The sequence below is a fragment of the Cytobacillus massiliigabonensis genome, from assembly GCF_900199725.1.
GTDB classification, from domain to species: domain Bacteria; phylum Bacillota; class Bacilli; order Bacillales; family Cytobacillaceae; genus Cytobacillus; species Cytobacillus massiliigabonensis.
This window is the reverse complement of sequence record NZ_LT904903.1, coordinates 118,322-143,102: the sequence shown is the minus strand read 5'-3', so window position 1 is coordinate 143,102 and position 24,781 is coordinate 118,322. Positions and strand designations below refer to the sequence as shown.

Annotated in this window: 24 protein-coding genes and 2 pseudogenes; 7 read left to right on the top strand and 19 right to left on the bottom strand. The window is 37.6% G+C overall.

All coding sequences use genetic code 11. The features are described from left to right. Nucleotides 1-2 precede the first annotated feature (2 nt). From pstA to C1726_RS06710, 8 genes and pseudogenes are all read right to left on the bottom strand, one after another. Nucleotides 3-827 carry a phosphate ABC transporter permease PstA gene (gene pstA, locus C1726_RS06745; protein WP_102272490.1) on the bottom strand — a complete coding sequence of 275 codons (825 nt, stop codon included), beginning with the start codon at nt 825-827 and terminating at the stop codon, nt 3-5. Between the two features lies 1 nt (nt 828). Beyond that, nucleotides 829-1,743: a phosphate ABC transporter permease subunit PstC gene (gene pstC, locus C1726_RS06740; protein WP_102272489.1), complete on the bottom strand. Its 915-nt coding sequence runs from the start codon at nt 1,741-1,743 to the stop codon at nt 829-831. Nucleotides 1,744-1,805: 62 nt separating this feature from the next. Next, nucleotides 1,806-2,651 carry a phosphate ABC transporter substrate-binding protein gene (locus C1726_RS06735; protein ID WP_102272488.1) on the bottom strand — a complete coding sequence of 282 codons (846 nt, stop codon included), beginning with the start codon at nt 2,649-2,651 and terminating at the stop codon, nt 1,806-1,808. 376 nt (nt 2,652-3,027) lie between these two features. Next, a pseudogene (locus tag C1726_RS06730) lies at nt 3,028-3,134 on the bottom strand (butanediol dehydrogenase); the annotation flags it as partial. A 61-nt stretch (nt 3,135-3,195) separates the two neighbouring features. After that, on the bottom strand, nt 3,196-3,882 hold the full coding sequence (locus tag C1726_RS06725; RefSeq protein WP_102272487.1) for an SDR family NAD(P)-dependent oxidoreductase: 687 nt from the start codon (nt 3,880-3,882) through the stop codon (nt 3,196-3,198). A 12-nt stretch (nt 3,883-3,894) separates the two neighbouring features. Continuing rightward, nucleotides 3,895-4,266: a MarR family winged helix-turn-helix transcriptional regulator gene (locus C1726_RS06720; RefSeq protein WP_235822722.1), complete on the bottom strand. Its 372-nt coding sequence runs from the start codon at nt 4,264-4,266 to the stop codon at nt 3,895-3,897. Between the two features lie 405 nt (nt 4,267-4,671). Then, on the bottom strand, nt 4,672-5,691 hold the full coding sequence (locus C1726_RS06715) for a 2,3-butanediol dehydrogenase (RefSeq protein WP_102272485.1): 1,020 nt from the start codon (nt 5,689-5,691) through the stop codon (nt 4,672-4,674). A gap of 18 nt (nt 5,692-5,709) precedes the next feature. Then, complete coding sequence (locus tag C1726_RS06710) at nt 5,710-6,315, bottom strand: TetR/AcrR family transcriptional regulator (protein ID WP_102272484.1); 606 nt, start codon at nt 6,313-6,315, stop codon at nt 5,710-5,712. 160 nt (nt 6,316-6,475) lie between these two features. On the opposite strand from C1726_RS06710, the gene C1726_RS06705 reads away from it, so the two are divergent. Next, nucleotides 6,476-7,051, top strand: coding sequence for a hypothetical protein (locus C1726_RS06705; RefSeq protein WP_235822721.1), 576 nt, complete (start codon nt 6,476-6,478; stop codon nt 7,049-7,051). Between the two features lie 44 nt (nt 7,052-7,095). On the opposite strand, the gene C1726_RS06700 is transcribed toward C1726_RS06705, so the two are convergent. Further along, nucleotides 7,096-8,679: an acetolactate synthase large subunit gene (locus C1726_RS06700; RefSeq protein ID WP_102272482.1), complete on the bottom strand. Its 1,584-nt coding sequence runs from the start codon at nt 8,677-8,679 to the stop codon at nt 7,096-7,098. 304 nt (nt 8,680-8,983) lie between these two features. On the opposite strand from C1726_RS06700, the gene C1726_RS06695 reads away from it, so the two are divergent. Further along, nucleotides 8,984-9,859: a MerR family transcriptional regulator gene (locus tag C1726_RS06695; protein WP_102272481.1), complete on the top strand. Its 876-nt coding sequence runs from the start codon at nt 8,984-8,986 to the stop codon at nt 9,857-9,859. After that, complete coding sequence (locus C1726_RS06690; protein ID WP_102272480.1) at nt 9,860-10,882, top strand: serine hydrolase domain-containing protein; 1,023 nt, start codon at nt 9,860-9,862, stop codon at nt 10,880-10,882. A gap of 79 nt (nt 10,883-10,961) precedes the next feature. Here the strand turns inward: C1726_RS06690 and C1726_RS26930 are convergent. The 8 genes and pseudogenes from C1726_RS26930 to C1726_RS06650 form a co-directional block, all read right to left on the bottom strand. After that, nucleotides 10,962-11,273, bottom strand: a pseudogene (locus C1726_RS26930) (DUF5915 domain-containing protein); the annotation flags it as partial. A gap of 88 nt (nt 11,274-11,361) precedes the next feature. Then, nucleotides 11,362-12,444, bottom strand: a complete 1,083-nt coding sequence (locus C1726_RS06680; protein WP_102272478.1) for an AI-2E family transporter — start codon at nt 12,442-12,444, stop codon at nt 11,362-11,364. A 103-nt stretch (nt 12,445-12,547) separates the two neighbouring features. Next, nucleotides 12,548-13,207 (bottom strand): uridine kinase family protein, encoded by a 660-nt coding sequence (locus tag C1726_RS06675; protein ID WP_102272477.1) that lies wholly within the window; start codon nt 13,205-13,207, stop codon nt 12,548-12,550. Between the two features lie 344 nt (nt 13,208-13,551). Further along, nucleotides 13,552-14,355, bottom strand: a complete 804-nt coding sequence (locus C1726_RS06670; protein ID WP_102272476.1) for an ABC transporter ATP-binding protein — start codon at nt 14,353-14,355, stop codon at nt 13,552-13,554. Further along, nucleotides 14,355-15,392: a FecCD family ABC transporter permease gene (locus C1726_RS06665; protein ID WP_102272475.1), complete on the bottom strand. Its 1,038-nt coding sequence runs from the start codon at nt 15,390-15,392 to the stop codon at nt 14,355-14,357. Before C1726_RS06665 ends, C1726_RS06670 begins: the two co-directional genes overlap by 1 nt. After that, nucleotides 15,389-16,429 (bottom strand): FecCD family ABC transporter permease, encoded by a 1,041-nt coding sequence (locus tag C1726_RS06660; RefSeq protein WP_102273225.1) that lies wholly within the window; start codon nt 16,427-16,429, stop codon nt 15,389-15,391. Before C1726_RS06660 ends, C1726_RS06665 begins: the two co-directional genes overlap by 4 nt. Continuing rightward, on the bottom strand, nt 16,422-17,489 hold the full coding sequence (locus C1726_RS06655; protein WP_102272474.1) for an iron-siderophore ABC transporter substrate-binding protein: 1,068 nt from the start codon (nt 17,487-17,489) through the stop codon (nt 16,422-16,424). Before C1726_RS06655 ends, C1726_RS06660 begins: the two co-directional genes overlap by 8 nt. A gap of 180 nt (nt 17,490-17,669) precedes the next feature. Then, nucleotides 17,670-18,584, bottom strand: a complete 915-nt coding sequence (locus tag C1726_RS06650; RefSeq protein ID WP_102272473.1) for a tetratricopeptide repeat protein — start codon at nt 18,582-18,584, stop codon at nt 17,670-17,672. A 229-nt stretch (nt 18,585-18,813) separates the two neighbouring features. Between C1726_RS06650 and C1726_RS06645 the strand changes: the two genes are divergently transcribed. Both C1726_RS06645 and C1726_RS06640 read left to right on the top strand, forming a co-directional pair. Next, entirely contained in the window at nt 18,814-19,092 is a 279-nt protein-coding gene (locus C1726_RS06645; RefSeq protein WP_102273224.1) for an ArsR/SmtB family transcription factor, read from the top strand. 95 nt (nt 19,093-19,187) lie between these two features. Beyond that, nucleotides 19,188-19,571 (top strand): VOC family protein, encoded by a 384-nt coding sequence (locus C1726_RS06640; RefSeq protein ID WP_102272472.1) that lies wholly within the window; start codon nt 19,188-19,190, stop codon nt 19,569-19,571. A gap of 206 nt (nt 19,572-19,777) precedes the next feature. Here the strand turns inward: C1726_RS06640 and C1726_RS06635 are convergent, their stop codons facing one another. Further along, entirely contained in the window at nt 19,778-19,984 is a 207-nt protein-coding gene (locus tag C1726_RS06635) for a cyclase (RefSeq protein ID WP_102272471.1), read from the bottom strand. Between the two features lie 302 nt (nt 19,985-20,286). Then, nucleotides 20,287-21,063 (bottom strand): helix-turn-helix transcriptional regulator, encoded by a 777-nt coding sequence (locus C1726_RS06630; RefSeq protein WP_102272470.1) that lies wholly within the window; start codon nt 21,061-21,063, stop codon nt 20,287-20,289. A 212-nt stretch (nt 21,064-21,275) separates the two neighbouring features. Between C1726_RS06630 and C1726_RS06625 the strand changes: the two genes are divergently transcribed. Continuing rightward, the gene (locus C1726_RS06625) at nt 21,276-22,250 is read left to right on the top strand and encodes an aldo/keto reductase (protein ID WP_102272469.1); all 975 of its coding nucleotides are present in this window, start codon (nt 21,276-21,278) and stop codon (nt 22,248-22,250) included. A 483-nt stretch (nt 22,251-22,733) separates the two neighbouring features. After that, a complete protein-coding gene (locus tag C1726_RS06620) occupies nt 22,734-23,273 on the top strand; it encodes a GNAT family N-acetyltransferase (RefSeq protein WP_102272468.1) in 540 nt (179 codons plus the stop codon). Nucleotides 23,274-24,781: the final 1,508 nt, after the last annotated feature.

Genomic DNA, 24,781 nt, shown 5'->3' with positions numbered 1-24,781 from the left:
TCTTAATAGTCAGCTTTGTTTAACTTTTTGGATATAAATGTAGCCGAGAAGTTCAGAATCAAAATGATTACAATTAATACGATTCCAACCGCAGCTGCAAGTTCGATGTCACCTGACTCCTGTGTAACTAAAAAGGAATGAACCGTTAATGTTCTTGCCGATGAGAAAATACCTTCTGGCATAGCAGCAACTGTTCCTGCTGTTAAAAATATTGCTGCGGATTCGCCAACAATTCGCCCGATTGAGAGAATAATCCCAGATAGAATACCTGGCATGGCACTTGGCAAAATGACCTTATACAGTGTTTGAAGCTTGGTTGTTCCTAAAGCAAGAGATCCTTCACGATAAGATTGTGGCACTGTTTTTAATGCTTCCTCAGTTGTTCGGATAATGACCGGCAATACGATTATCGCTAATGTTAACGAGGCAGCGATGATTGACATTCCGAATTTGAGCGTTGTCACAAAGAATACTGCACCGAACAATCCGTAAATAATCGAAGGAATTCCTGTTAAGCTTTCCGTTGCATAACGGATTAGCTTGACCAATCTGCCTTGTTTTGCATACTCCTGCAAATACACAGCTGCTAATATCCCGATTGGAGTGGCAATAATCAATGATATGAAAATGGTATAAAGAGTTGTAACAACCATTGGCCATATGCCGCCATGCCCTACTGGAGAGTAATCACCAAAAATAAAATTGAAGTCAATTAATCGAAAGCCTTTGTAAAAGATATAGCCAACAATAATAACGAGTACGGCAACAGTTAAGAAAGCTGATGCCCATAGACATCCACGCAACAACTGATCCTTAAACTTTCTCAACTTAATTCCCACCCTTCGAACCGATTTTTGCTAATACAAAATTCAACAATAAGATAAAGGAGAATAAAACAATACCTGTTGCAAATAGCATTTCTTGATGTGTACCGAATGCATAGCCCATTTCCAGCGCAATATTCGTTGTCAGCGGACGAACACTGTCAGTTAAGCTCGTCGGCAGGATAAGACTATTTCCCGCTACCAAAATAACAGCCATCGTTTCTCCAATCGCTCTACCTAAACCTAGTACAATCGCAGCCATAATCCCCGACTTTGCTGCTGGTACAACAACTTTAAAAATCGTTCCAATTTGTGAAGCCCCTAATGCCAAGGAACCTTCACGATACATTTTTGGAACAGCGCGAATAGCCGTTTCGGCTACAGTAACAATCGTTGGCAGCATCATAATTGCTAAAACAAGAATGACTGCCAATAAACTTTGCCCTTTTGCTAAACCTAAATTGTTTTGCAAAAAAGGGACAATGATAGCAAGTCCGAAAACGCCGTACAATACGGATGGAATACCTGCCAGCAGCTGGACTGCTGGAGAAATAATTTTAGCAACCCTTTTTGGTGCTATCTCAGCTAAGAAGATAGCTGTAAATAATCCTACCGGAACGCCAAGAATTAACGCACCCATTGTAGCGAATAAAGAAGCAACGATCATTGGAAAAATCCCAAATTTATCTTCGCTCGGTACCCAATCCATCCCAAAGATAAAGTCAAAAAAACTATACCCTTCTGCCACAAATGGATGGGAGCCTTTATAAAATACAAATCCGACGATTAGTAATAAGCTAATCACTGAAAGAAGTGCACAGAATAGAAATATTCTTCCTGACAACTTTTCCAGCATGTATTTCCTTCTATTTGATTTCTCGATAGTTATGAATTGCTTATCATTTGATATGCTTGGCATGTTGCATTCCTCCAAGGTCGCTTATACACATTTAGTTTTAGAATGTGCCATCAGTAAAATGATTATTTTACTGGTATCGCTCCAGCTTCTGATACAATCGCTTGTCCATCTGAGCTTAGAATAAAATCAATAAATTGTTTACCTGCTTCAGTAATGTTTTCTTCCTTGTGGACGAATAAGAATGGCCGTGACAAGCTATATTTTTGCTGCAGTACATTTTCAGCTGTGGCCTTTACACCATCTATCTGTATAGTTGATATAGAGTCATCAATATACTCAAATGATATAAACCCTACTGCATGCTTGTTTGTAGCGACAGTTGTTTTAATATTCCCGTTGCCGCTTGCAATAATGGCATTTCTAATTAATTCACCGGAACTATATCCAACTATTTCTTGGAATGCATCACGAGAGCCTGAGCCGTCCTCCCGAGATACAACAACAATTTCCATATCCTCTCCACCAAGCTGGTTCCAGTTTGTCACTTCACCCGTAAATATTTGCTTCACTTGCTCTAACGTTAGATTATTCACTTTATTGCTTGGATGAGTGACTACTACAATTCCATCATAAGCGATGATTGTCTCCTTCAAACCATTTGCCTTTTCTTCTTCTTTCAAATCACGCGATGACATTCCGATCTCTGATACACCGCTTGTTGCATTTGTAATGCCGGCAGATGAACCAATCTGATTAACTTCTATATTAATATTCTCATTATTGCCTTTAAATTTTTCTGCTAATTTTTCTGCTAAAGGTCCTACCGATGTAGATCCCGAAATTGATACGATTTCTTTACTGCCGTTCGACGATCCTGTGCCATTACCAGTAGTTTCGCCACATGCTGATAATACAGCAGCTAAAAATAACACCAATAAACCGATTGTTGTTTTTCTAATTAACTTCATATTTAAGCCTCCAAGATGATCGATTGGCAACGACTCTGTTCCCTTCTGTCCTCTATAATAAGCTTGCTTAGTAAATGTTTTATTAATGGATTGTAAAGAGTTTGTAAATTTTATAAATGAAGTGTAAATAAATTATGGTATTTGTGTAAAAATGAGCCATCCATTAGACCCTTCAACAAAATATATACTTGACCTAAAAATGGCCTTTTGCTTGATGATATAATAAAACACCGTTCAAATTTTGAACGGTGTTTGAAATAGTTGTTTAATACTTATATGTTTTTATTTAAATCAATGAGAATCTTTGCATGACTTTTATCTCTTTTTAATAATTCGAGTCCATTTTCTACTAAGTCCTCTAACCTAGATTGAATCCCCATAAATGCAAATCGCTTCCACAAATTCCAGCCCAGCCTACTTTTACCTTTACTTCATTTTTGATACAGAAGGTTCTTTTATTTCTTCAATTTTTACATCTTTGATTCAATAAATGACAGCTGCTTTCATAATAAAATCCTCCTTTATGTATGGATCCTGTGTTTTTTTATTGGTTCGCTCTGATAACCTGTCCATTCATTCCGTCTGCTGGTAAGGTTGCCAACTTCACAATTCCAGGAACAACCGTAGCAGGATCTCCTTCTCCATAAGGGTTTTGTTCTGTTTTCAAATTTCCAGGATCGAACATGTTTACTAATATATCATGTTTATTTTCTTCCATTGCCACTGTTCTCATTAGGCCTTCCAATCCTGCTTTAGCAGCGGAATATGCTCCTAATCCCTCGTACTCATAGTTGGCCATCGCTGAGGTAATGGATACAATTCGGCCATATTGCTGTTTTCTCATTATTGGGAGAAAGGCATTAGTTACTAAGAAAGAGCTATATAGGTTGAGACGAATCGTGTGATCCCATAATGAAACTGTCATGTCATGCACTGTGCTGTAATCTCCAGTTCCACCAACGTTATTGATTAACACGTCAACCCGACCTACTTGCGCAATTAATTCTTCACGCAGCCTGTTAACCTCTTCCGAATCGGTTACATCCGACGGGAATACAATGGATTGTCCACCTGAAAGTTCAATAATTTTTGCTACTTCCTCTAATTTTTCCTTGCGTCTTCCTGTTAATATCACCTTTGCCCCTTCGGCCGCCAATTGAATAGCCGTAGCTCTGCCTAGCCCCGTTCCCGCACCTGTTACTAAAGCCACTTGATTAGTCATTAATCCCATATTAAAATCTCCCTACCTATTATTTTTTTCTATCAATTCACTTGCTTCATGAAGCAAGTGGATCAACTGCTGACTATGATTTTCATCCAAAATTTCTAAGTGGCGTAAATAAATATTATTCAAACACTCATATATTTCGTTACACAAAGATTTCCCCTCTTTTGTTAAATGAATCAAAATATGTTTACCGTCAGGCTTTCGCTCCACAAATTTGTTTTTTACAAGTTTATCAATGAATCTTGTACTTGTTGAAGGAGCAATCGTAAGCTTTTTACATAGTTCCTTTTGTGAAATTCCTGGATAATCATTGATTGTAATAATCAAATATGCATAAGAAGGGGATATATCCATTGATGAAAATGCTTCCTCAGCCAATTTTTCCATCTGCCTAGCGAACCGGGAAGCGGTAAAATAAAGGCAGTTACTTAACAAAAAATCAGAATTGGGTGTCTGCATGATAATCCAACCTATCCATCTTGATTTCCGTCATTATTCGGTTTTCCTCTACAGTTTTTTCTTTCAACTAGTCACTTTCTCCCTTTTTGCTAGATATTTGAAAAGCTAATTCCACCTTCATTTGTATATACAAATGTTTATTATATTTATTATATTCATGTATTACTCTATTGTAAATAAAAAGACTTTTGTTCAGTTTAGTAGAAAAAAGAGAGACTAAAAGAAGTCTCTCTACTGTTGACACTATGATTTTTTAAATCTACTAGGTGAATACTTTTCGCTGGTTTTGAAATTATAAACTGGTTTAAATAGGCAGGCAATCTTGGATTTTAATTATAAATTCATATTCACCAAGATTTTACATTGGCTGCGATCTTTTGTTAGCAGTTCAAATCCCTTATCTACAATATCATCTAGTGCAATCTCACTTGTTATAACTGCCTTCCCATCAATCACGCCACTTGCAAGCAGACGGATAACTTCAGGGAATAAACGAACATATGCATAGGATCCACTGATCTTCGCTTCCGTTCTTACAATCATATTAGGATCAAAATTAACCGGTTTCTCCCAAACACTCACTATCTTGAATTCACCGCCTGGACGGACAGAGCTAACCCCGCTTGTAAATGTTGCCTGAACACCTGCAGCATCATAGACCACATTCACTCCACCATTTGTTTTTTCACGGATAAACGCAGCTGCATCTGTATCGATTGGATTGATCACATGTGCAGCGCCAAGTTCTAATGCTTTTTGACGACGCTCCTCTGATACTTCTACTACAAAAATTTCACTGGCTCCTGCTGCTTTGACAGCTTGTAATAACAATAATCCGATTGGACCAGCACCAAATATAGCTGCAGAATCCCCTAGCTTTAATTGGCTTTGACGGACCGCATGGACAGCAACAGCTGTTGGTTCAACAAGGGCACCAAGCTCTAAACTCATGTTTTCAGGCAAGTGAAAAACATTCTCTTGCTTCACCACTGCAAATTGGGCAAATCCTCCTGAAACTGTATATCCATATCCTTGGCGTGCTGTACACAAGTTGACAAACCCTCTTTGGCAATTATCGCATTTGCCACAAGGAATGAGAGGCTCAACTGCTACCCGGTCACCAACCTTCGCATTTGTTACTTCCTCTCCAACTTCTACAACAACACCAGAAAACTCATGACCTAAAACTGGCTGAGTACGCATTGGATAAGCACCTGCTAAATACTCATGCATATCGCTCCCACAAATACCGGCATACTCAACTTTTACCTTCACCATTCCTTTTTCAAGGACAGGAATGTCTGCTTCTTCTACTCGAATATCTCTTGGTCCATATATTTTAGCTGCTTTCATGTTCTAAACCTCTTCCCCTTATTCTTTAGCTGCTTGAAGTCCATTGATGATAAACCTTACAGCGAGATCCGCTACCTGTTCTGGAGACAATTCCGATTGAGTTCGGTTCAGAAATGCATTATTGTGTGAATGCATTAAAGTTCCCATTATAAAATTAAGTGACACATCAACCGATGGAAATCCAATTACTTTTTTATCCTGGCATTCTTGTAAAATCACTCGAAGCTGCTCCCAAGATGGCAGAAAGACATCTGTCAGCATCTCTAATCTAGGACTATTCATCACTAACTCTTGCTGTAAAATGGCAATTAATTCATGTTCTTCATTTCTAAAAATAATAAACTGTTTACAAAAATTTTTAAGTGCATCTAGTGGATCTGTTAAATCATATTTCATATTCAAAAATAACTGCCTTATTGGTTCAAATAATTGGAAGAAAACATTTTCTTTTCCACCAAAATGATAGGATACAAGGGCTAAAGAAACTTCTGCCTCTTGACAAATCTGCCTAACGGTTGTCCCTTCATATCCTTTTTCTGCAAACAATATTCTAGCTGCAGAAAGGATTTGTTCTTTAACCTCTTTATTTTTTTCATTCCCACTAGTTTGTTTGAATTGAACCATCCCCTTTATCAATTTTAAACAAACGTTTTGAACAATTGTTCAATTATTAGTATACGCCTATGGCTTTATATGTCAATGAATAAGCAGAAGGTACAGTTTAAGATAAAAAGACTTTCCTTGCATATAGTGAAAAGTAAGGGAGGAATTGCAAATGAACATAATGAAAAAGGATATTCATCAAATACAAATAGAATTTGGGAAGTGGCCCAAGGCAAAAAAGATTGTGCTTATTTCTATTTTGAGCAGCATCGGTGCCATTTTTCAATCAGCAGGAGGCTTTTTACCCGGAGCTGGTTATCTCATCAGCCCTTTGGCCACTGCCCCCATCATTCTATGTACGATTTTCTCCATTCCGCTTGGTCTCGCTTCTTATGTTTTAACAGCTCTTTTACTTTTGATATTACAGCCTGCCGAGCTGATTATTTTTCCATTTACAACAGGTCTGCTGGGTTTATTTATAGGAATTTCCTTTAATCTATTTCAAAAAAAGTCAAGTCATATTTTGAGCGGATCGGCAGGCTTAGTGATTGGCATCTGCATTTTATTATATGGTGTAAAATTCCCAGTGTTAGGGCCTGCCTCCTCCCATCAATTTAACTTTCCAATGATAGGCTTATTTTTTATTTTCTCTGCTTTTTATAGCTGGCTTTGGGTTGTTTTAAGCACTAGATTCATAAAAAGAATCAAAGAACTATATTTTCGTAACCTTCCAGATGACACCCGTCTCAGGAATTGATTGAATACTATCTCTTCACATGCTTTCATTCCGCTAAAGAACCTTTACTCATTCTCTAATTTAATCTCAATCAATGTTAATTCATTTTGCGATAATGCCTTATCAAGTATTTCTTCAAATTCTTGAATAGAAACTGGCCACTCTCCTCTTATGCCAAAACTTTTGGCAAGCTGCACAAAATCAGGGTTTCCAAAAGCCGTACCGTGATTATTGCCCAGTTTTTTCAGCATCATTTGTTCTTCAAGTTTCAGCTTCGAATCGTTAAGGACAATCATCACAAAAGACAGACCTAGCCTTACTGCTGTTTCAATTTCGGCAAAGTTCATTAATGCACCGCCATCACCAGTTATACAAATTACCGGATCAGCTGGACATGCCAATTTTGCACCAATAGCACCAGGAATACCTATACCCATAGAAGCTAAGCCGTTTGAAATGATAACCTTATTTGGCTTCTTCGGCTGAAAGGTTTGGGCTATGGAATTTTTATGAGAGCCGACATCCGATATGACAATCGTATTTTCGCAGATACGCTTTTCAACAGCGTGTAAGATTGATGTAATCGATAAAGAAGAATCTGCCCCACGATTCAAATGGTAAGTTTGTTTTATTTGCTCTCGCAAATTTCCAGATGGCTCCCAGGGCTTAGGATTAATTTCAAACTCAATCAACGCTTGCATTACCCGTTTTACATCTCCTATGAGCTCGCCTTGAAGAGGATAATATTCATCCAGTTCTGCTGAAACTGCATGTATATGAATAACCGGTACCTTCTTTTTATTCCACTCCTTAGGGAGACGCTCCACAAAATCATAGCCAATAACGATAAGCAGGTCTGCCATTTCGATTCCCGGCAACACCACATCCTGCTGGCTAAAGCCAAACGTAAAATAATTGAACGGATGATTTTTTGGAAGAATTCCTTTTGCTTTCATGCTATGAATAGCTGGCGCTTGAAGAAAATTAATGAATGTCTGTACCTCTGTTACTGCCTCCGCTCGAATAACCCCGTTACCAATGATGATAAACGGTCTTTGGCTATTATTGATTTTGGCAATTGCAGCGATAATCTCCTCGTCTACAGACATGAATATTGGTGCCGGTTTAATAGTTATCGCATCATTAGAGATCTCTTGTGCCGCTAAATTTTCGGGTAATTCCACAATAACAGCACCCGGCTTTTCCATTTTTGCCGTTCGAAACGCTTTATGTACAATCTCTGCGAGCGTTAAAGAATCCTTTATTTGAATGCTCCACTTTGCTGCGGGCTCGAATATTTTAACCAAATCCAAATATTGATGGGATTCCTTATGCTGTCGTTCAAATCCAGCCTGACCGATAATCGCCACAACAGGTGAAAAATCAAGAGTGGCACTGGCAATGCCCGTTAATAAATTGGTTGCCCCCGGTCCCAATGTGGACGTACACACACCTGCTTTATGAGACAGCCTCGCGTAAACATCTGCCATAAAGGCAGCCCCTTGCTCATGCCTCGTATTCACAAATTGAATTTGCTTTGATCTAGAAAGCGAATCAACTAGATCCAGTGTTTCTTTTCCCATTATTCCAAAAATATACTCCACACCTTCATTTTCTAAACATTGAATAAGAATATCTGTCGCTTTCATATGATCCTCCCAAATAGACTTTTCACTTACAAAAATAAGTTGTTATTTTATAGCTTTGCCTATTATTCCAGGAATCATTAAATGTAACTACACCTGGTGTATTTGTTATATTTTTTCCCAGTGACGGATATGGCAATCTGTTTACCAAGAAGGAGATTTTACCCGCGTATAGTAACCCAAGAGGCGTATATTTTTATTTATTAAATACACAGTTGACTTTACCCTTAGGGGAAAGTGTATAAATGAATGGAACACAAGGTATATAAGAATCATTTAAATAAGCATGAAAAATGGAGGTGGTCTCTTGCTATCGATTGGCGAATTTTCAAAGATATGCAAAGTATCTACAAAAACACTTCGATATTATGATGAAATTAGTTTAATTACTCCTGATGAGATTAACCCAGAAAACGGTTATAGGTATTATTCCATCAGCCAGCTAAAAAAGATGCTATTAATAAATCGCCTGAAATCTTATCATTTTTCTCTTGAAGAAATTAAAGCCATTTTAGAATTGGAAGAAGATCAATTAGAAGAGAAACTTTATTCTGCTCTTAATTGCAAGAAAAAGGAGATACAAGAAAGACTAAATGCCTTTGAACACACCCTAAATCAAATAAGTTGCGATATTTTAAATTTAAAGGAGGGGAATTCCATTCTGTCTCACCTTGATCGTTTAGAAGTTCAGCTTGTTGAAACCCAGCCAATGAACCTACTTTATATACGTCAGATGATGAGCAGTGACGACTTTGCTGATGGATATGGCAAGTATTTTAGCAGGCTGTATGAAAAGATAGCTGCTGAAAAGCTCACCTTACTTGGCACCCCCATGACAATTTATCACAGCCCAGAATACAATCCTGCAGGCAATGATACAGAGTTTGCGATTCCAATAAAGGAAGGTATAAAAGGAACGAGAGATTTAACTGGAAGCCTTTGTGCGAAATCTGTTTTAAAGGGATCCTATTCAGAATTAACATCGGTATATGCCAGATTAAGAGAATGGGCAGAAAACGAAGGATATGAATTAGTGAATTCTCCATTTGAAGTATATATAACCGACCCCTATCAAGCTAATGTTCCTGAAGATTTTATTACCGAGGTTTATTTTCCTGTTAAGAAAAAGCAGCAGGCTAAACACCAATTGCCAAAACTAACTTCTAATAGGGAGGCATACTAAATGAAAAGAAACTATTTGCCAACGGGAGAATGGCAGATTGCTGCTCCAGAAGCATTGGAAATGGATGCTGAAAACCTTTCAAGGCTAGAATCTATCATAAAATCTGAGTATTGGAATGTGAACGGGATTGTTGTAGTGAAAAATGGATTGATCGCTTATGAACACTATTTTAACGGATACAGTTCAAATGATGTGCACCATGTGGCATCTGTTACTAAAAGTATCCTATCTGCCCTTATCGGAATTGCCATTGATACAGGATATATTAAAAACGCAGACCAATTGGTACTGGATTTCTTCCCAGAGTATTTTTCCAAAGATGCTGATAGTGAGAAACAAGAAATCACCATACGCCATCTTCTTACGATGACAGCTCCTTATCCATTTGAGGACTGGCACGAACCGCTGGATAAGATGTGTATGCAGCCAGACTGGGTAAACTATACGCTGGATATGCTGGGGCAAAAGGGGAGTATTGGAACATTCAAGTATTCGACTGCGGGGGCACACTTGCTTTCAGCCATCATCACTCGCAGCACTGGAATAACTGCCCGGGAATTTGCCAACGAACATCTATTTAAACCACTCGGTATGAGGGAAATTCCTGATTATAAAATGGCGTCATTTGAGTTTGATGATTTATTCGGAAAAAATGTAAAGGGATGGGTTAAAGACCCAAACGGCATCTCTACAGGAGGATGGGGACTTACACTAAATCCTCGAGATATGGCACGTTTTGGTTTACTCTATCTAAACCATGGCATTTGGGATAATGCACAGATAATCTCCAAGAAGTGGATCCTCGAATCAACAGCGATGAATTCCAATCATTACGGGTATCTATGGTGGTTACTTAATGAAGATGGGCTGTTAGCATACTCAGCACTAGGTGATGGCGGGAATATTATTTGCTGCATACCAGATAAAGACCTCGTTGTAGCCATTGCATCAGAATTCATGGTAAATGCTCGTGATCGATGGACGCTAATAAAAGAACATATTATCCCAGCTGTAATTGACTAAATCTCATTGTCACAATGCAAGAGAAAATATTAGTAGTAACATTAAAATTAGGAACCCCTGTATAAAACAGGGGTCTGCATTATGACTGAATGTACAATTTCACTTCATTTCCTTCCACCTTGAAACTTTTCATAGTTGGTTTGCTTTCAAAGTGGATTACATTCAATATAAGATTCCTTTGCACTAATTCATCATATTCGATCAATATTTTTTCAAGCCATGGATCAGCCTGAATATAAAGGTCTGCTCGTAAATCAACTGGCAGGTTCAATTCCTTTCGATAAGTTTGAACAGCCCGAACAACTTCCCTTACTAGCCCTTCTTCTTTTAATCCTCGTGTTAATGTTGTATCTAATAAGATTAAGAATTTACTTCCTTCTGCTAACTCATAACCATTTCTTCCTTTTTAAAAAATTGTGTTGTAATCCAATCCATATAAGAAAAAAGCCATCAAATAATTGATGACTTTTTCATTAACATTATTCTTCCTTAAAAATTTTTACGATATTCACTACAAGCACTTTTGCAATGGAATAAGCCGGGATGACAAATATAATCCCAATAATCCCCATAAAGTTGCCAGCTGACAATATTAAAACAATGATTGTTAATGGATGAATGTTTAGCGTTTTCCCCATTATATTTGGCGAAACGATATTTCCTTCAATTTGTTGAGCAACTAACATGATAATCGCAACGTATAGAGCCATAATTGGATCTTGAAATAACGCTACTAGAAATGCAGGAACGACTGCAATATATGGTCCTAGGAATGGAATAACATTTGTGAACATTCCAAACATCGCTAGTACAAGTGAGTAGTCCAGGTCTATAATCAAGTAGCCAATATACAAAAGTACCCCGACAATAATACTGACGAGCATTTGACCTTGAATGTAGGTTGAAATGGTCTTGTCCATTTCTTTTAATATGTTTTTCACATGTTGTTTTTTAGACTGCGGGAACAAAACAGCCACACTTGGAGCAAAACGATGACTATCCTTTAACATATAAAATAAAATAAACGGAACAAGAACAAGATAGAAGATCGTATTAATAAAACCGCCAATCCATCCGAAAACACTGAGAATTCCGTTCGCAATATTCCCTACATTGGATTCAATTCGAGATTCTAACTCTGTGCTTGCAGTTAACAAAGCTTCTTGAACGAAATCTGGAAAAGTAGACCGATTTTCCTGAACATATTTAACCCCATCCATTACAGTGGAAACCATGGCTGGCACATTATCTACAAATCGTTCTAATTGGTCATTGATGACCGGTCCAACCAATCTTATAATTCCATAAATAATCAGGATGATGGCAACATAAGCAACTAAAATGGCAATCCATCTCGGTACTTTCTTCTTTTCTAGCCAAGCTACTAATGGACGGCATAAATAAAATAAAATACCTGCTACAACAAACGGCAAAAAGATGGTCTTAAACAAAACAATTATTGGCGTTAATATAAACTGATTCTTATTTAGTAAAAACACAATGATTAAAAAGAGGATAACGGCAACCATACTTTTAAACCATCTTTTTTCGAACATCGACATATACCATTCTCACTTCCTAAAGCTGCTAATATTTCCCTCTCTTGAATATTACAATTAAATGGCTGAAATTCCAATCATATAATATCGGAAATCATTTTAAAACTTATAGGTTCCTTATAAATTCTGTTGTGTTTTTTTCAATACTAATTGCCTCATTTGAGCTTTTAATAATAATATCAAAGTGCTGGCTGTACGGATGCATAAACAATTCATACTGAATCCGGCGTTCCTCATGAGACTGCCTCAAATAATTGATATTGGTTCCCCTTTCAACAATATCACGACTTGATCTTCTCATTAATTCTGTTTCCCCATCTGTATAGAAGTAAATCTTTAGATCAAATAAATCCGGATTAATGAATGCGATACTCATTCCTTCTACAATTGTTACCTTCCGTTTTGAAGAAATTAACTCACTTTTCCTATAGTGGGTGCCAATCGTAGATAAGTCTAAGCCCGCTCTAATCATCTGAACATCTCTTTCAAGCGAAGGCAAATGGTGTGCAGACGGATGACAAGCTGTCATTTTATAACGATGATTTTCGTTTTGATATGTATATTCAATCTTCGTATGCTTTCGTATATCCGAGCTAATAATATATGGATCTGTATTCATATCATTTACTTCATTTTCGTTTAATCGGTTAACGAGCAGGTTTGCAAAAGTAGTTTTACCAGCAGCTCCATGTCCTGAAATGCTAATAACCACCTGTTTATCTATCGTTTTGAGCCAATTTATGATTTCTTGTAATAACCTATCCATCATCGACCTCCATCTTTTTTCATGTACATCCTATTTTCATAAGATGATTATGAGAATGAATCAAGTAATTAAATTAATCCTCCCAATAAAAAATAGCATCCAAGGCTAAATATTCCCCAGGTTCACGATAAATCGTTGGAATTTGCGTTTGAAAGGGCAAAGGCTGGTTATTAAATCTTGTAATTGTTTATTAGAAAACATTCACAAAACCCCTCTCCTGAAAAAAGTTAATCAAGATGTGAGCTAAAAAATAGTAACAGAAACACTTATTAAAGAAGCTCACCAAAGCTAAGGAATCTGCTTTGTTGAGCTTTAAATTTTAATATAGATGAACTTTTTAGAAGCTATGCATTAACATGATATCTTCCCTTTGGCACAACTAAAGGGGTAGCTGAAATAGGATCATTAATTACGGTACAATCCAGTTCAAAAATATCTTTTATTAATGCACTTGTAATAATATCTGATGGCGTACCTTCCGCTACAAGCTCTCCTTTTTGAAGTGCAAAAATATAATCTGCATAACGTGCTGATAGATTGATATCATGAAGAACCATAACAATGGTCGTACCGTATTTTCGATTAAGGTCAGTTAGCAAATCTAAAATTTCCACTTGATAAGTAATATCTAGAAAAGTTGTCGGTTCATCAAGAAATAAAATATCCGTTTGCTGCGCTAGTGCCATTGCAATCCAAACGCGCTGTCTTTGGCCACCTGATAGCTCATCGATATCATGATTGGCAAATTCGGTAATATTCATAATTTCCATCGCTTCGGCAACAGCTTCATAGTCCTTTTTCGACCATCCGCTCAGCAGAGATTGATGAGGGAACCGTCCGCGCCCAATTAAATCTGCTACTGTTATTCCTTCTGGTACAACTGGGGATTGAGGTAAAATCCCTAGAACTCTAGCTAATTGCTTCGGCGGAATTTTACTGATTGCTTTCCCATCAAGGGTGATTTCTCCAGATGACGGTTTAATAAGTTTGGCTAGCGTTTTTAGAAGCGTGGATTTTCCACAGCCGTTTGCTCCAATAATCACACTTATTTTATTGCTCGGTATTTCAAGCTCGATGTCTCGTATAATTACTTTATTATCATAGCCTGATATTACCTTATCCGCTCGAAAACTATGTGTTATTTCCATTATAATTCTCCCCTTCGATTCATTCGGACTAATAACAGGATTAGATAAGGTGCTCCAAGTAATCCAGTTATGATCCCTACAGGGAACCTATATTCAAAAGCAAATTGTCCAATTAAATCTGCTGCTAAAACTAAATTAGCCCCTACAAGACCTGCTGGTATAATATTAGAAAAACTAACACCAACTAATCGATTAGCAATCGGCCCTGCAAGGAAAGAGACAAAGGCGATCGGACCCGTTGTGGCTGTCGCAATAGCAATCATCAAGACAGAACTTACAATAAGCAAAAGTCTTGTCTTATCTGTAGCAACACCTAGAGAAGAAGCCATTTGCTCACCAAGTTCTAACATATTTAAGTGCTTTCCAAATAAGATAGCAATAGGAGTGAAGATTATAACCGTTATCATCAATGGAGGCAATTCATCCAGTTGAGAGCCATTGAGGCTGCCATTCAGCCATCTAAGTGTAGCTGGAATATCTTGCTGTGCACTAACTAATAGAAGATAGGATATCACCGCATCAAGCATCGCCTGTATCCCTATCCCAATAAGAATTAATCTTCCAATTGAAAAGGATTTTCCTCGAGATAGTAAAAACATAATGACTACGGTAATGAGACCCCCAATGATCGAAGCAATAGATATGATTGTGTTGCTTGTATGAAACACCGTAATACATAAAACAGCTGCGGCGCTTGATCCAGATGTAATACCTAATACGTTGGGATTCGCAAGCGGGTTACGCAATATCGTTTGAAAAATGTAACCTGCAACACCGAAAGCGAATCCTGCAAAAAGACCTGCTGCCATTCTTGGAAGACGGATTGTATTCACAGCAAAAGAAACACCTGGAATTTGCTCTCCGGAAAGTGTTCGGATAACCTCCTGAATGGGATAAATAGTGTTTCCCAGCAAAAGCATAGCACAACAAAGAACGCCAGCTAGGATCGTAAGTAAGCTTGTAACGAGTATCCAACGCCGCCTTCTCTGACGCATGCCTTTCATAATAAATTTAACTTCTACAGGTTGATTGTTCATAATGACCGCACTTTCGATTTCATAGCTAATATGATAAGGATGGGTGCACCTATAAATGCTGTAACGACACCGACTTCGAGTTCTCCAGGCTGCGCAATGAGCCTTCCTAATACATCCGATACTGTCAAAATAATTGCTCCAGCAATCGCGGACATGGGGATGATAAACCGCAAATCAGGGCCAAGAATAAGACGCATTACATGTGTAGACAAAAGACCAATAAATCCAATAGGACCTGCCAATGCAGTAGCCGCTCCACATAAAATAACCCCACCTACCGCTGCGCCAAAACGTAAAAATCCTGGGCGAACACCCAGTCCTGTCGCAACGTCATCGCCTAACGCAAGAGCATTAAGCGCTGGTGCCGTAATAAATGCAATCAAAACGCCAATAATCAGAAACGGAATAAACGTTGTGATGGAATGCCAAGTTGCTGAACCAACGCTGCCTACTTGCCAAAACCTGAATTGATCCATTGCATATGAATTAGGAATCATAATCGCTGTGACAAGAGAGGAAAGAGCGGCGCTTGTAGCCGCTCCAGCCAAGACTAATTTAATTGGCGTAGCGCCCCCTCGTCCCATTGAACCTATTCCAAATACAAACACCGCGGTCAATGCTGCACCTATCAATGCTAACCAAATATATTGATTGGCCGTACTAATGTTAAAGAATGCTAGGCCGCAAACAACAAATAATGCTGCCCCAGTATTCACACCAAGGATGCTAGGGTCTGCTAGAGGATTTCTAGTAACCGCTTGCATTAATGATCCAGCTACTCCTAATGCTGCCCCACAAAACAAGCTGAAAATGGTTCGTAAAAAGCGCTTACGCACAATACTTGCACCATAGGAATCTTTATCCTGGTTAAACAAACCGTCTATTAATTCCTGAAAGCTGACTACACGAGCACCTAAAGAAAGCGAGGCAATCACACTTACAATTAATAAAATTATAGAAACAATCATTGTAAGTTTAAAATTTTTCGGCATCCGCAACTCTAGCTGCTTTTGTTTTATAGCAGAGGAACTATTCATTGATCTTATCAATTGCTCCGCCTATTAATTTTAAGTAATCATCAATCGTATAGGCAATTGAAAGCGGAGTTGGTGTTCCCGCTGCAACTATCGGAGAATCAGCTGCTATAAATGCTACTGAACCTCTTTCAACAGCAGGGATTTTCCCTAGTAATGGATCTGCACTAATCGCTTTATATAATTCATCATCACCATATCCAACAATGATATCAGCATCATAAAGAGCCTCTACGTTTTCAGCACTTAATTCAAGAGAATAACTGTTTGGATCTTTAATTTGTTCTTTTACACTTTCCGGATATTCCAAGCCTAATTCCTGTAAGAATGAACCGCGTGCATCAATTGGTGTATAGATATGCAGCTTAGATAAATCCTTCGCTGAGAAGTTCACCCAAACAACTTTTTTGCCTTCAATCTGAGGGTATTTGCTTAATTTTTCTTTTATCATATCTTCGGTTTCTTTAATTAGCTGTTCTCCTTCTTTTTTCATGCCCATACCAGTTGCATTCCATTCAACCTGTTCTCGCCAAGTTGTTGCCCAAGCTGCCTTAGGATAAGCAACTACAGGAGCAATTTGAGAAAGCAGATCATAATCTTCTTGCGTGATGCCAGAGTAGGCAGCAAGAATAACATCTGGTTTTGCATCTGAAATCGCTTCAAAGTCTAGACCATCTGTATCTTGGAAAACATTTGGTTTCTTTTCACCAAGCTCTTCTAACTGTTTTGCTGTCCAAGGCAACAGACCGCTGTCATCTTGTACACCAAAGTTAGCTGCTGAGAAACCTACAGGAACAACATCAAGTGCTAAAGCAATATCCTGGTTTCCCCATTGAATCGTAACTACTCGTTCTGGTTTACTTTCAATAATTGTTTCGCCAAAGGCATGTTCAATTTTGATTGGATATTCGGAATCTGCTGTTTTTGAATCGGTTTCTTTTGGAGCAGCTTTTGATTCATCAGATTCAGATGATGACTCACTAGAACAGCCAACTAGTGCTAGTATTGCCACAACTGAAAACAGCAGCATTAATAAGAATGGCATTTTTTGTTTCTTATACATAGGTATGTCCTTTCTTGTTACAAAGTATAGTTTCGATTAATTCTGAAAATTCATGATAAGAATGGAAATAAATTAGGATTGAAATTCATTATTCTCCATATTCATTAATGATTATCATTCTCAACTAAAATGATACTTTCTTTTCTTTTTGCTGTCAATTAATAGTTTAGTATTTTTGTTTTATCCTTTATATTCAGGATGATTATGACGATTACAGCCAAAAAGATAACAGGATTTTTGAATATATATATCAAACTCCATAGCAGGAATATAGCCAGATGAGATTTTTTCAAACATTTGTTCATATTCTCTTTTTTCATTAAGCAGCCTTTTAATATAGTCTTGTTTATCTCTTTCTGACCAATCTTCATCACATTCTTCTTCATATGCTTCTTTCATTTCTTCTATCTTTTCATTTATCCCTTTATTCAGCAGTTCTTTAGACAAGATAGGATTATTCATTTTCAGCAATGCATAGCTATATCGGCTAATCCAGTTCGGTTGTTTTACGTAATGATTCCAGCCTTTTTTAAACCATTTTATAGCTTCTTCGTAACATCCCAACTCTACATATAAATCAGCAGCCTCTACTTCTCCAACAAAATCAGCATCATCCTTAGAAAATGCATCAAGTTTACATTTAGCCTCACTTTTTTTACCTAATTCAATTAAACATACTATATGGCTATACATCGCATAATCAGAGGGTTCTGAAGCTATCAGAAAGTATTTTGAAGCCTCTTCTATACGTCCAAGATAATAATTAGCCGCAGCTAAATTATTGTAGGCTGCTTTTGAAGGCTGAATGGAAATGGCCTTCTCCAATATGTCTTTTGCGGAGTTCCACTTTTCTTGTCTGCAATAAATCTCCCCTAACAAATTATAAGGAAAATGAGATTTGGGATTCATATTTAATAGTTCTTCTAATAAAGGAAGAGCAGCTATATCATTCTCTTCTTCATTACAATAAATCCAGGCTAGATTATTCAGGGATTGTACATCTCTTGATATTTCTACTGCTTCCTTAAATAGTTTTAATGATTCATCATATTTATTTTCTTCCAGCAATTCAATCGCCTTTTGGTTAATATTCATTAGAACGCCTCCCTCAAGCTAAAATAATACTCATGATAAGAAAGCTCTTTTGCTTTATTTCTAATGATAACAGATTCCCAACTTACTTTATGGATTGACCCTGTTGAATATCAATAATTAACATTAAGCATAAGAAAAAAAGACCCGTGACTTTAACTTGTTATCATCACGCAACCACATAGTTGCTTATTAGTTGACAAGCAACCCCAGAGTTGCTTATACTCAACATATGAATGGGGACAAAGATGCTATATTCAAAGCACTTGGCGACTCGACTCGCAGGCTTATTTTAGACGAACTATCCGAACGCAACGAGCAGACGCTGTATGAACTTACGGTACGTCTTATTACGAAGCACGGTCTTTCTATTTCGCGGCAGGCGATAGCTAAGCATCTTTCTGTATTGGAAGATGCTGGGCTCATCATATCAAAACGAAAGGGAAAATACCGAGTACTGATATTCAACAACGGACCACTTAAAAATTTGCTGAAAGGATGGATAGAGTAATTTTATTTTCTGGCGAATGTATGGTTTTGTCTGCTTAGAGCCAAATTGTTAGCAGAGTACCATACATCACAACGATCAAAGGAGGAAAAACCGGTATGAAAATCATAGTTACCAGTATATTTGTAGGAGACCAAGATAAGGCACTAAAATTTTATTCAGAAACACTAGGATTTATAAAAAAACATGACATCCCCACAGGAGAATTTAGATGGATAACGCTTGTATCTCCCGAGGATCAAAAAGGGACCGAGCTTTTGCTTGAACCCAATAACCATCCAGCCGCAAAGGAATATCAAAAGAAGTTATTTGCTGACGGTATTCCAGTAACAATGTTTGGGGTTTCAGATATTCACGCAGAGTACAAACGATTAATCGAAAAAGGCGTGAAGTTTACTATGGAGCCGACAAAAATGGGCGAACTCACAATTGCTGTCTTCGACGATACATGCGGCAACCTTATTCAGATCATGCAAGAATGACTTTATGACAAAAATTAAAGAGCACCATCCTTGACATGGATTGGTGCTCTTTTTCCATCTTAGTGCAACATTATGAAGGAAAATATAAGAATTGCACCTCCAACAGTCAAGGATCTATCTTTCATTTATTCTTTTTTCCCATGAATAGAAAATCCACATAAGATTAGCAGCGTAAACATCAAGAAATATGATTTCTCATTAGCAGGTTAACGTTTATGTTTTTCGTTAATAATTTTCTTGTTAAGGATTCTTACCTTGCCAACCATTAGCAACCTCATATCTTCTACAATATACCTAGCTAACTCTTCGTCAGAAATGTCATCTCCATCAATATCAAGGCGGAATTCCTGCCCTTGAATTCCGCCTCCATTTGTAAACTCAATTTCAAAATCAAATAGAACTCTTTTATCCATTCCAGCACCACCTTACCCATAGTTTTAGAGTGCTATTAATATATTCTGATTTTAATAAACTAATGTCTTTCCTGATAAGCGGCCTTCATAAGATAAAAAAATCCTGCATAACACAGGATTTTAAAATTTAATGCTGAGAAATTAGGCTATTTTCATTGTTCCATTAAAGCGCCTAGATTGCAGAAAATCATCAATATGTTTCCGGTACAACTTTATTTTAAATCAACGGTGAACAATCTATATTTCATTCACCATAACGGCCATTATCTGAGGCAACGCTTAGATTTGCTGTGAACAATAATTTAAGAGATAGGAACATACAAACACCAATGAAGATCTTCGTTTCCATCTACATGGGAAGCAGAATGAATGCGGAAATTATTGGTTTGATTTTGTACGTCATTTATCGAAATGAAACTAACTTTCTTCTGTTGTATATTGTGCTGGTCCCATAAGTTTTGAAACAGCTTGCTTTGCCGTTTTAGATTTATAAGGAGTTGATTAAGAATGGGGTCCTCTGGGTAGCGCTCATAATTACTCCGCCAAACTGCTACTGAGTAGGTTGAAAATTCGCTCCAGTTTTGAATACGATCCCGAACACTTGGTTCTAAGAAAAGAAGTTGCAGCAAATACCTTTCTTCCGGGGCACAAGAAGAAAACGGGAAAATCATTCTTTCTGACTCTTGATTCCAAAAAATAACCTTAGACCGCTGATCTGTAATGAAGGATGGAAATGGCAACTTGTTTACAGTGGCTTGCAATGAATCATCATATTGTTTTTCGATTGGCAGAGAAAATGATTCATTGTACGCTAAGTTGAAAAGATGCTCTTGCTCGTCCGGACTAAGCTGTAATGCCCTGCTAATATTTATTAAAACCTCCCGTGAAGGATGAATGTCTTTTCCCTGTTCTAACCATGTATAATACGTCACACTAACATGACTGAGAAAGGCAACCTCCTCTCGGCGGAGTCCCGGAGTTCTTCGTCGTCCCGAGGTCATGAGAATGCCAGCTTCTTCAGGTTGAAGGCGTTCTCTCCTGGACTTTAAAAATTGGCCAAGCATCTTCGAAGTTTGCATAAGGATCGACCCTTTCTCTATTTCATACTACTAGTATAGTTTTCATTTTGCTGAAGATAAAGCAATCTACTTTGTTTTGATGGCAGAGACAAGCGTTTCGAACAGCCGATTTTAATCCTGTTAATAGCATTACTAGTATTGATATGAAAAGGATACAGCCATGTCTACCTGTTAAGATAAAATATGAACAATAATCAAAGGAGGACATTCTAATGAGCAGTAATCAAGTTCCAAAACGAAGGCTAGGTAATGAAGGGTTAAAAGTTTCTGCTATCGGACTTGGTACGATGACAATGCCGGACAATCAGGCCTCTGTCGATACTATTCGGGGAGCTTTGGATTATGGTGTTACCCTATTTGATACTGCAGACCTTTATGGGACTGGGGCTGGAACAGAGGCTTATCTTCAGAAAAGGTTTGGAGATAATGAAAAGCTCCTAGGCAAAGCATTAAAAGGACGGCGGGAAGAAGCAGTGATCGCAACAAAATTTGGGATCACGCATACTCAAGGTTATAAGGGAGATCCGGCCTATATTAAAAAATCCATTGATGCCAGTTTGTATAGTCTAGGAATTGACTATATTGACCTATACTATCAGCATCGTTATGATCCGAATACTCCCATTGAGGAGACCGTCGGAACGCTGGCTGATCTAGTCAAACAAGGTAAAATTCGTTATATAGGCCTCTCTGAAGCGCCAGCCGAAATCATTCGTCGCGCACATGCAGTACATCCGATAACCGCAGTGGAAACCGAATTTTCTTTGTGGAGTAGGGAAGTGGAAGACGAAGTCTTGCCGCTTCTCAAGGAACTGGGGATTGGCTTGGTGCCATATAGTCCCCTGGGTAGAGGTTTTCTGACCGGTCAAATTAAAAAATTTGAAGATCTCCCAGAGGATGATTATCGTCGTCAATATTCTCGATTCCAAGGTGAAAATTTCACTAAAAATCTGGAGGTCGTCACGCTCATTGAAAAAATGGCTATGCAAAAAGGCTGTACTACTGCCCATCTCGCACTGGCATGGCTGTTGGCGCAAGGAGACCAAATCGTTCCCATTCCAGGAACCAAGCGTTTAGAACGAGTCAAAGAAAACCTTGGTGCTCTGCAAGTTACCCTTACAGATGAAGACCTGGCAGAAATTGAACGCATATCACCGAAGGGGGTAGCTTCTGGGAGCAGGTTCTAATTGAATTATTGTTTGAAATGTTTATATAAATATCGAAGCAAAAAAGGCATAGACTACTCTTCTAAAATGTAGTCTAAGCCCTTTTTTACTCCGGTTTTGTAAATTTTTGGTTAGGCTCTTGAATGAGGCTAAATCTGATTTGCTTAAAGAGTTTTGAATCAAACAACATATAAACATCCTTAATCCTTTCCCCTATAAAGTTCAAATTGACCTTAGATTTATATTCAAAAAGCCTGCCCTTTTACGTATTTGTTAAAAATAAACGGTAAATATTCCTCCTGCTTTTTTAGGCATTATAAAACAAAAACACAGGAAAGAATAAAATTCACCCTAATTTCCACTCGTATCATTTACCAATTCGTTTAGTTGAGTGTACAAATTGTTTGAACGTATACCGTTTATGTTTGACGGGAACAAGAGGTAAAATATATTGTATAATTTAAGGGATATTAAAGTTGTTTATTGGAATAGGAGTTATCAAATATGAACTTGAAAATTAGGCAAGAACAAGTAGATGATTATGATTTGACCGAAATGGTTGTGAAGAGTGCATTCGCTAATGCAGAACACAGCGACCAAAAAGAACATTTGTTAGTTTCCCGAATAAGGAAGTCCAAAGGTTTCATTCCAAAATTATCATTAGTGGCAACAGATGAAGATAATAACAAAATTTTGGGACATATTCTTTTGTCTAAGATAAAAATTAGTAAAGACAACAATGAATCTATAGAATCACTTACCCTTGCACCAGTTTCTGTCTTACCAGATTATCAAAACAAAGGTATAGGAGGGCTTTTAATTACCAAAGCATTGAAAGAAGCAAAAGAACTTGGATACAACTCAGTTGTTGTCTTGGGACATCCAAAATATTATCCGAAGTTTGGCTTCAAAATTGCATCCTTATGGGGGATAAAAGCACCTTTTGAAGTACCAGAAGAAGCATTTATGGCAATAGAACTACGTGAAAATGCTCTCAATAATGCTTCAGGGATTGTTGAATATCCAAGTGTATTTTTTGAATAAGCGATTTCAAATATCGGTTTTTTTATTAAAGGATGCGTTGAACGAGATATAGAGGAAACCCCAATACATTAATAGGTTTCCTTTAATTTTTTCACTCTTATCACTCACTCAAAAGTTTATTTCCTATCATCATTGAGATAACAATCACAGTTACTCTAATTATATCATTTCAACGTCATAACAGCTTTTCATTAGTTGTGTATGAATTTATTGTTCTTTCCCTAACCCCTTTCCCCTACTAAGATTAGAATCACCTTAGATTCTTGCTCAATAAAACACTGCCTTCAATGTAGTTGCAAATCAATAAGGTATTCTCCCCCATTCTCACAAACCCTTGTCATTCCTGCATTTTCCCGCTTTTGGACACAAAAAAACGAGGAAAACAGGAGGAAAGACTCCGATTTTCACTCGTTTTAGGGAACGACTTATTCGACCAAGGGAACAAACTATTTGCCTTGGGAAGCACTACATTTTGCTATAACATTTTTGTTAAATGAAAATAAAGTTTGCTGAAATTGGTTATTGGGTAAACCCCTTGATACATCTGACTTCAATGGCATTTTCTCAATTATTCTTTGAGAATATAGTTTGCTCAAAGATTTACTCACTTTCAGCCAAGAATGAACACAGAAAATTAATAAGATGAGAATAAAGTTTGCTTAGTGATACAGGGGGGATCACCAAATGAATTGAGTAGCCTAAAACTAACAAAGGCACCTTACGGTGCCTCCTGTTCTATATCCAATTCATGCCTTCTGAAGAAAGTATCTATGCAATTGTTTATATTTGCTGGAATTGACGATATTAGTGGAATAATGTATTGGGCTATAGGTTAAGAGAAGATAAGCCATTTATTTTGGGAGAGTATATCTGAGAATGGAGGAGTCGTTCCGTATATGGGGATGGGGTATACCTGATTTACACAATGGATAGGTGCTGGCATAAGTATTTCAGATATGATATTCGGACATTGCCAATAAAGGGGTATCGAAGATACGTTTCCAATTCGATAATCTAATCTCTTATACATAGTACCTTGCGGTTTCTCCTTTACCACCGTCAATCCCATACTTACCTCGTTACCCAATCCTAATTATTTATTTTAATTTTTATTTATTTTTTATGGACGAGTGCTAAAGTCTGAAGCCGATCACACGTTTCGGGACTTGGGCTAAAGCACACTACTATATCTTACGGTTTCGCCTTACCACCGCCATCCCCATACTTACCTCGTGACCGATACCTATTTATTTATTTTTTTTATGGGCGAGTGCTAAAGTCTGGAGCGAATCACACGTTTCGGGACGTCGATTCCCTCGAAAGATGAGGCACACTACTATACCTTACGGTTTCCCCTGTACCACCATCATTCCCTGACTTACCACCTGACCAATGCCTAATTATTTATATATATATTTATTTATTTTTTTATGGGCGAGGAACTTGCTTGGGCTTATTACAAGTTGCTGGACGTGGGCTTTCTATTATTTGCTTGGAAACCTTGCTTC

What these genes read in the sequence shown, in the direction of transcription:
- pstC (WP_102272489.1), bottom strand. Translation starts at nt 1,743, where the DNA reads ATGCCAAGCATATCAAATGATAAGCAATTCATAACTATCGAGAAATCA.
- C1726_RS06735 (WP_102272488.1), bottom strand. Translation starts at nt 2,651, where the DNA reads ATGAAGTTAATTAGAAAAACAACAATCGGTTTATTGGTGTTATTTTTA.
- C1726_RS06725 (WP_102272487.1), bottom strand. Translation starts at nt 3,882, where the DNA reads ATGGGATTAATGACTAATCAAGTGGCTTTAGTAACAGGTGCGGGAACG.
- C1726_RS06720 (WP_235822722.1), bottom strand. Translation starts at nt 4,266, where the DNA reads ATGGAAAAATTGGCTGAGGAAGCATTTTCATCAATGGATATATCCCCT.
- C1726_RS06715 (WP_102272485.1), bottom strand. Translation starts at nt 5,691, where the DNA reads ATGAAAGCAGCTAAAATATATGGACCAAGAGATATTCGAGTAGAAGAA.
- C1726_RS06710 (WP_102272484.1), bottom strand. Translation starts at nt 6,315, where the DNA reads ATGGTTCAATTCAAACAAACTAGTGGGAATGAAAAAAATAAAGAGGTT.
- C1726_RS06705 (WP_235822721.1), top strand. Translation starts at nt 6,476, where the DNA reads ATGAAAAAGGATATTCATCAAATACAAATAGAATTTGGGAAGTGGCCC.
- C1726_RS06700 (WP_102272482.1), bottom strand. Translation starts at nt 8,679, where the DNA reads ATGAAAGCGACAGATATTCTTATTCAATGTTTAGAAAATGAAGGTGTG.
- C1726_RS06690 (WP_102272480.1), top strand. Translation starts at nt 9,860, where the DNA reads ATGAAAAGAAACTATTTGCCAACGGGAGAATGGCAGATTGCTGCTCCA.
- C1726_RS06680 (WP_102272478.1), bottom strand. Translation starts at nt 12,444, where the DNA reads ATGTCGATGTTCGAAAAAAGATGGTTTAAAAGTATGGTTGCCGTTATC.
- C1726_RS06675 (WP_102272477.1), bottom strand. Translation starts at nt 13,207, where the DNA reads ATGGATAGGTTATTACAAGAAATCATAAATTGGCTCAAAACGATAGAT.
- C1726_RS06670 (WP_102272476.1), bottom strand. Translation starts at nt 14,355, where the DNA reads ATGGAAATAACACATAGTTTTCGAGCGGATAAGGTAATATCAGGCTAT.
- C1726_RS06665 (WP_102272475.1), bottom strand. Translation starts at nt 15,392, where the DNA reads ATGAACAATCAACCTGTAGAAGTTAAATTTATTATGAAAGGCATGCGT.
- C1726_RS06660 (WP_102273225.1), bottom strand. Translation starts at nt 16,429, where the DNA reads ATGAATAGTTCCTCTGCTATAAAACAAAAGCAGCTAGAGTTGCGGATG.
- C1726_RS06655 (WP_102272474.1), bottom strand. Translation starts at nt 17,489, where the DNA reads ATGTATAAGAAACAAAAAATGCCATTCTTATTAATGCTGCTGTTTTCA.
- C1726_RS06650 (WP_102272473.1), bottom strand. Translation starts at nt 18,584, where the DNA reads ATGAATATTAACCAAAAGGCGATTGAATTGCTGGAAGAAAATAAATAT.
- C1726_RS06645 (WP_102273224.1), top strand. Translation starts at nt 18,814, where the DNA reads ATGAATGGGGACAAAGATGCTATATTCAAAGCACTTGGCGACTCGACT.
- C1726_RS06640 (WP_102272472.1), top strand. Translation starts at nt 19,188, where the DNA reads ATGAAAATCATAGTTACCAGTATATTTGTAGGAGACCAAGATAAGGCA.
- C1726_RS06635 (WP_102272471.1), bottom strand. Translation starts at nt 19,984, where the DNA reads ATGGATAAAAGAGTTCTATTTGATTTTGAAATTGAGTTTACAAATGGA.
- C1726_RS06630 (WP_102272470.1), bottom strand. Translation starts at nt 21,063, where the DNA reads ATGCAAACTTCGAAGATGCTTGGCCAATTTTTAAAGTCCAGGAGAGAA.
- C1726_RS06625 (WP_102272469.1), top strand. Translation starts at nt 21,276, where the DNA reads ATGAGCAGTAATCAAGTTCCAAAACGAAGGCTAGGTAATGAAGGGTTA.
- C1726_RS06620 (WP_102272468.1), top strand. Translation starts at nt 22,734, where the DNA reads ATGAACTTGAAAATTAGGCAAGAACAAGTAGATGATTATGATTTGACC.